The following is a 6627-nucleotide window of genomic DNA, read 5'->3' on the forward strand; positions in this document are numbered from 1 at the left end:
TGGGTCATTTAACTCGCTAGAATGTTCAAATTATTAATAAAATTGGTATTAACTCCAGCGTCTTGGGTCAAAGCCAAAGTAATTAAGCAATAGATCAAAAATGACCGGATCATAGGCTTTTAATTCGCTGGGCTTTTCAATAAAGGTTTCGGTGATTACTGCGAAAAACTCCGCTTCATTGGTGGCACCGTAACTGTGAATAACGTGGGGCATGCCATACGCCACATGCGCTTTTAACATATTGTAGGCACGAGAGAATTCGCGTCCCCAACTTTCATAGGTGAGTTTATCTTTTAATAGCGGCGTGCCTGTTGTTGCGCCAGTTTCTTGATCCAGTTGATGGGCAAACTCATGGAATACCAAATTGTGGCCATCGTTTGGTAAACGGTTACCGTTAAGTACATCATGCCATGAAAGCACCAAAGTACCGCCAGGCCACGACTCCCCTTGCCTAACTGTTTGATGAAAACTCACAAGGCCTGCGCCATCACGGCTTTCTGAATTTGCATAGTAGGCGCTTGGGTAAAGCAAAATTTGCTTTACGTTTTTATACAGCGGCCACGGTTTATTTAGCACCAGCACACAAGCATCGGCCGCCACAATCAACTTCATTGCGTGGTTTATCACTAGGCCATCGCGTCCTAAAAAGTCTTTGGTGTCTAAAAACCAAATGATGTGTTTTTCTAGTCGTGCGCGCTCGCTATCTGTCATTCGGCGATAAATCGGCATGTACTTGAGTAATACATTGCGATCGCTGTCGCTTAATGTGCGATCTTTTAGTTTATGTTCCCAGTAAATAGTGCGTAGCGTATCGAAATGCCAATAAGCAGCGATAAATACCAAGGTTAATATTATTAGTATGAAGTCCATGCTCCCCCCTTCTCTATTTAATTGGGTGAAGCATGGGATTGTTCAAGGTAGGGAATATATTATTTAGTTCTTTCTTAAAACAACCACGTCACGGAAAATTGATTCGCTCATGCGATGCGGTGCTTCAAACTCAAGTGCACTAAGGCCTGCCGCTTCAAAAACCGCAATCAGCTCTTTGCGCTTTGGAATGTACTTATTAAACGCAATAACGCAAATACCGTCTTTATGCAGTAAATCTGCCCATTGTGGTGCACATTCTTCTAACACCGCAATTGGGTTGCGGGTTTTTTCAGTCGTAAAGTGCTGCACACCGTAAGGAATATCACTAATGATTAAATGCTGCTTTTCACGCTTTAATAAATCACACGCAGTTGTCGCATTACCATTAATTATACGGGTATTAACGCCATTAGCAGTAAAATCAATAAACTTACCCTTGTTTTGTTTATTGGCTTTACCAATAAACCCCTCTTTTAGCTCATGCTTTTGGCGGTGAAGTTTCGTCCATTTTTTGGCAAAGGTTCTAAAATCCAATACCGCATTTGGGTCTTGCTCAATGCCTTTTGACTTAATGCCATAACGCATTGCCCACATTAAAGTGGTGCCGCGCCCGCACATAGGGTCGAGCAATTTAATCTTGCTGATGTCTTTTTCTTTACAGAAACTTAAACCCACATTTAGCAACAACTGCGTTAAAATTTCATTAGTTTTGCCTTTGTACTTACTACCAAATACAAAATCACTGTGTAAGTGAAAATCAGTATTTAGCGATAACGGCATTAACGTGCCCGAATCATGACTAAAAATACCTTGTACAAACGATAAGCGTGCTAATGCTTCGAGTTTTTGTTCTGGCAACTGGGTTTGCAAAAATTGCATGCCGCCAATCTCGTTTAGTGTAAGATCATACTCGCCAATACACTGTTTAAACTCTTTTTGTGCAATATCGATGGTTTCGTTAAAATAAGCACCGTTTGCAACAGGTGAAATCAAAATCGCAATGTCTTTCAAAACATTATCCTAATAGACAAATAATACCGTCAATTATATCGCGACTCGGACAAAGAAATAAACGCATGCTACCAATCAACCAGATTAAAACCGATTTTTTAGCCCATATTGGCAACAACAATAGCTATCAACCAATTATTGTCAGCGCCAATACGGGAACGGGTAAATCAACCCAATTGCCACAGTGGTGCACACACACTGGCAAGGTATTGGTCATTGAGCCAAGGCGTATTGCCTGTACTAGCCTTGCCGAGCGCGTCGCAAACGAAATGCAAACATCCCTTGGCGACAAAGTGGGTTATGCCATACGTTTTGAAATACAAGCAAACGACAACACCGAGATTGTATTTGTAACCCCGGGTGTAGCACTGCGTTGGTTAAATGAAGGGTTATTACAGGATTTCAACACCATTATGCTCGATGAGTTTCATGAGCGCCGTTGGGATACCGATTTACTGCTGGCTTTACTGCTTGAGCATAATAAAACCAACAATCAACACCACAAGCTAGTGATCACCTCCGCAACATTAAACGCTGAGCAACTTATTAACTATTGCCAAGGCATACATTTACACGCTGAAGGTAAAGTGTTCCCTGTAGATGAGCATTACCTTGCACCTGCCATGCGTGATATGCCACATAAAGACAACCTCACTGAGCGCATGGCATTTGCCGCTGAAAAAGCGTATCAACTTGGCAGCCAAGATGTATTGGCATTTTTACCCGGCAAAGGGGAAATTCAACTTTGTGCCAGCTATTTGCGCACGCGATTGAATGACCAATTCGATATAATCACCTTACATGGTGCAAGCCCCATTAGCGAGCAAAAACGCGCATTACATCAAGGGGATAAACGCCGCCTTATTTTAGCGACTAACGTGGCGGAAACCTCGTTAACCATTCCCGGTGTTGATGCGGTGCTTGACTCGGGGCTTGAACGCCGCACGCATATACGTAACGGCCAAAGTGTGTTGGATTTAACTGCCATCGCCAATGACTCCAAACTACAACGCCGAGGCCGTGCGGGGCGAATTACTAAGGGTGTCTACTTAGCACTCTTTGGTCAACACGCACCGCTTGAAGCCCATACACCCCCTGAAATTCAGCGAGAAAACTTAACCGATATGATGTTGGCAGCCGCGGCAAATAATCATGCCCTTGGCAATTTGCGCTTTATCAACCCACTGTCACAACAAGCCCATGATTTAGCGTTTTCAACGCTTAAAACCATCAATGCCATTAACGATGCGGGTATTGCAACTGACTATGGTAAAGCCCTTGCGCCATTACCCATCGACGTTACGCTTTCCCATTTAGTGGCAAGTATGCCAAATAACCGCCTTAAACAGGCAATGGCCGACCTTGCAGGTGCCCTAAGCGTACCAGCTAAACTGTACACTCTAGATAAAAATTCAGAAAAATTTATACAATTAGAAAATGACTTTCCCAACCTATGTGACTTTAGCTTGCTCATTGGCTTAGTGCGCGGTCAGTTTTTAGAGTATATTAGCACCGAAGAAAACGCGCTTGTTGAGGCCAAACAGTTTGCCAGCCAGCTGCGCAGTCATTTTGATTTACCTGAACTCAGTAAATACGCCAGTTACAACATCACTGAATTGCAACACACTATTGCCGCTTTACTGCCTAGCTGCGTGTATATTAAAAAGCAAAACCGCCGTGGCAGTTACAATAATGGTAAGCAAGAAGTGGTGATTGCCAAAGACAGCTACTTAAGTAACGAGCCCGACGCCCTACTGGTACTCAAAACCTACAGCCTAGCTGGGCGTGCAGTAAAAGACCGAAAAACACTGGCAACTAAAGTAAGCCCCATAACAACCAACGCTATTATTGATAATAACTTAGGTGATGCAAAGCTATGCTCATCTGAAATTACTGAGCAAAATGAATTAATAGGCAATTACCAATATCAATACGCAGGCACCATATTAAAATCATTTAGCGCCGCAGTTAAAAGCCATGAATTTATTACCGCCACCGTTAACCTAATTGAAACTGGCGTGCTTTGTGAATCACTCTATGATGAATTAACACAGGAATACCAGCAGCTTTGTCTTTACCAAAATGTACATAGCACCGATTGGCAATTATTAGCACCACACGAACAAATCACACGGGTATTAAGTGATTTAGAAATAAGCTCGCTTGATGAGCTGGCACTTCTTGATAACAGTGATTTTGCCTATGGCTTAGTTGATAACTACACATGGCAGCAATTTTGTGAGCTTTACCCGCTAACAGTGGTGCTTCCGCAACAACAACTCAGGGTGGAATACTTTATAAGCGCAAAACGCGTGGTGCTTCATTACATGAGTGGTCAGCGTGTAGAAGCCCCAAAAAAGTGGGAGCTACCCAATTTTAATGGAGCAAAAATACAATATCGCCGCGCCAGTAAATTGGTGGATATTAAGTAGGTTAATCTAGGCTCTTTGCAAGTGCTGCCATTTCTTGCTGTAGCACATTTGTAAACTGCGCAACATGAAAGCCGTCCATTAAGCCGTGGTGCACATCAATATTGAGTGGCATGGTGCCAAGCTGTTTATCAAATTTACCAAACACAAATTTGGGAATGCCATTTTGCTCACCAAACGGTGTTGCGTGGGAAAAGCCGGTAAAATCAAGCCAAGGTAACACCGACACATGAATACAGTTAAGGCGCCCTTCTATCGAGTTAAATTGCTCTGAGAAAAATGGCTGACTTATTGCTGTTTCGAATGCAATTTTGCCTTTTTCACTAAAGTCAGCGAAGCCTTCCGCATAAGGTAAATACGAAATTTTAAAGAGGTTTTGCTCATCTAATTGCACCGCGTTAATTTCAATTTTATCGCACAGCCATACTTGGTTGTTATCAATACGATGGCAAACGGGTTGATAGCTATTATTGGCACGCAACAAAGCGTAAAGGCAGGCTAAATAGAACGACTGGCCACTTTGTTTACATGCGCCATACAATTCACCCGCATCTATACGCACACAGACTGAAAAGTATGGGTTTGCTAAGTCTTTAAAAAATGAAAAGTGTTCGGCGCGTTGCCAAGTAGAAAGGTCGATTTGAGTTGCCATAATCTTAAAATAAAAATGCCCGCAATTGCGGGCACCTTACCGAGCATAGCATGAACTTGCAAGTTCATTGTTTTACTCGTGTTTTTACAAGCAAAAAACGGGGAAATTACAAACCGTTTTCGATGATTTCTTGTGCTAGTTCGTCTGCAATAATGTGCGTTGACTTTTGCTCGTCTTCTGAGCGCTTGAAGATTTCGCTTAGTGTATCGAAAATACCTTCAACGTGCTTAGTTGCAGCTTCTGCACTGTAACCTTCTGGCGCAGTTTCGTAATAAACGTTGATGATACCACCTGCGTTAATTACGTAATCTGGCGCGTATAAAATGCCTTTTTCACGAATGATTTCACCGTGACGTGGCTCTGCAAGCTGGTTATTCGCACAACCTGCGATAATGCCTGCTTTAATACGCGGAATAGTCTCATCATTGATCGTTGCACCAAGTGCACACGGCGCGTATACATCAACATCTAGGTCGTAGATTTCGTCAATGTTAACTGCAGTTGCGTTAAAGTCGTTAACTACACGGCTAACACGCTCTTCGTTGATGTCTGTTACAAACAGCTCAGCACCTGCTTCGTGTAGGTATTTACATAGTGTGTAAGAAACCGCGCCAAGACCTTGTACTGACACTTTTACGCCCGCTAAGTCTTGATGACCGTGCTTGTGTTGGTAAGCCGCTTTAATACCTAAAAACGTACCTAACGCTGTAAACGGAGATGGGTTACCGCTTTTACCTTCAAGGCCAAGTACATAGTTTGTTTCAGTGTTCATGACTGCTACGTCATCACAGGTGATGTTTACGTCTTCTGCTGAGTAGTAGCTACCACCTAAACGCTCTAAATGACGACCAAACGCTTTAAATAATGCATCCGATTTGACTTCTTTTGCATTACCGATGATTACCGATTTACCACCACCAAATGGTAAGCGCGCTACTGCATTCTTGTATGTCATGCCTTTTGATAAACGCAGTACATCGTATACTGCATCTTCGTCACTTGCGTAATCCCATAAACGACAACCACCCACTGCTGGGCCTAATTTAGTGCTGTGTACAGCAATAATTGCTTTTAAGCCAGTTTCTTTGTCTGCACAAAAAACAACGTTTTCGTGGTTATCAAATTCAGTACGATTAAAAACAGTCACACGACTCTCCAACTTGTAAATGTTTAACGCGCATAATAAGTATGGCGTTAAATGAACGGGTTATTCTTGGTTTGCACCGACTCTAACATTATCCTTTCATCAAGACTACAATTTTAGATGAACAACCCAGTTAAACTTACAATTAAACATATTCAATTTAAATTAAACTTAATTTAATTAAAAACAATGCAATTACAGACCTATTCCAAGCAAAATATCGCAAAGATCCGCTAATATTTAAATTGTAGATTGACGTTTACGTAAGCGATAAGCTTGAAAGGTAAGAGAGCGTAAAGAAGAAGTTACAGGGTTCAGAGCTTAATCAATGCGCGAATATAGCTCAAGCATAATTTCCAATCGTTATTTGTCAGTTAAATTCTTGAATACGGCAATAAAAAAGAGCGCATAAGCGCCCTTTTTACTTTGTTCTGACCAGTCCTAAATACGGTTGACACTTTTCCAACTTAAATTTGGAGAATGTTATGAAACCTATATCCAAGAGAACTCAAAAAGATTAT

The 6627-nt window shown here is 41.9% G+C and carries 5 protein-coding genes; 1 reads left to right on the plus strand and 4 read right to left on the minus strand.

Going from position 1 to position 6627, the window contains the following annotated elements; all coding sequences use genetic code 11:
• Positions 1-48 precede the first annotated feature (48 nt).
• Positions 49-870, minus strand: coding sequence for a M90 family metallopeptidase (locus AN214_RS09445; RefSeq protein WP_054979503.1), 822 nt, complete (start codon positions 868-870; stop codon positions 49-51).
• A 63-nt stretch (positions 871-933) separates the two neighbouring features.
• A complete protein-coding gene (locus AN214_RS09450; RefSeq protein WP_054979504.1) occupies positions 934-1881 on the minus strand; it encodes a TRM11 family methyltransferase in 948 nt (315 codons plus the stop codon).
• A 65-nt stretch (positions 1882-1946) separates the two neighbouring features.
• Between AN214_RS09450 and AN214_RS09455 the strand changes: the two genes are divergently transcribed.
• Entirely contained in the window at positions 1947-4313 is a 2367-nt protein-coding gene (locus tag AN214_RS09455; protein ID WP_054979505.1) for a helicase-related protein, read from the plus strand.
• A gap of 1 nt (position 4314) precedes the next feature.
• On the opposite strand, the gene AN214_RS09460 is transcribed toward AN214_RS09455, so the two are convergent.
• Positions 4315-4962 (minus strand): CatA-like O-acetyltransferase, encoded by a 648-nt coding sequence (locus tag AN214_RS09460; RefSeq protein WP_054979506.1) that lies wholly within the window; start codon positions 4960-4962, stop codon positions 4315-4317.
• A 106-nt stretch (positions 4963-5068) separates the two neighbouring features.
• A complete protein-coding gene (locus AN214_RS09465; RefSeq protein WP_054979507.1) occupies positions 5069-6109 on the minus strand; it encodes a Glu/Leu/Phe/Val dehydrogenase dimerization domain-containing protein in 1041 nt (346 codons plus the stop codon).
• Positions 6110-6627 lie beyond the last annotated feature (518 nt).

This window comes from Pseudoalteromonas sp. P1-9 (genome assembly GCF_001399975.1).
Taxonomy (GTDB): domain Bacteria; phylum Pseudomonadota; class Gammaproteobacteria; order Enterobacterales; family Alteromonadaceae; genus Pseudoalteromonas.

Bases quoted from the DNA above. Each gene is read 5' to 3' on its own strand.
- AN214_RS09445 (WP_054979503.1), bottom strand. From the start codon at position 870: ATGGACTTCATACTAATAATATTAACCTTGGTATTTATCGCTGCTTAT.
- AN214_RS09455 (WP_054979505.1), top strand. From the start codon at position 1,947: ATGCTACCAATCAACCAGATTAAAACCGATTTTTTAGCCCATATTGGC.
- AN214_RS09460 (WP_054979506.1), bottom strand. From the start codon at position 4,962: ATGGCAACTCAAATCGACCTTTCTACTTGGCAACGCGCCGAACACTTT.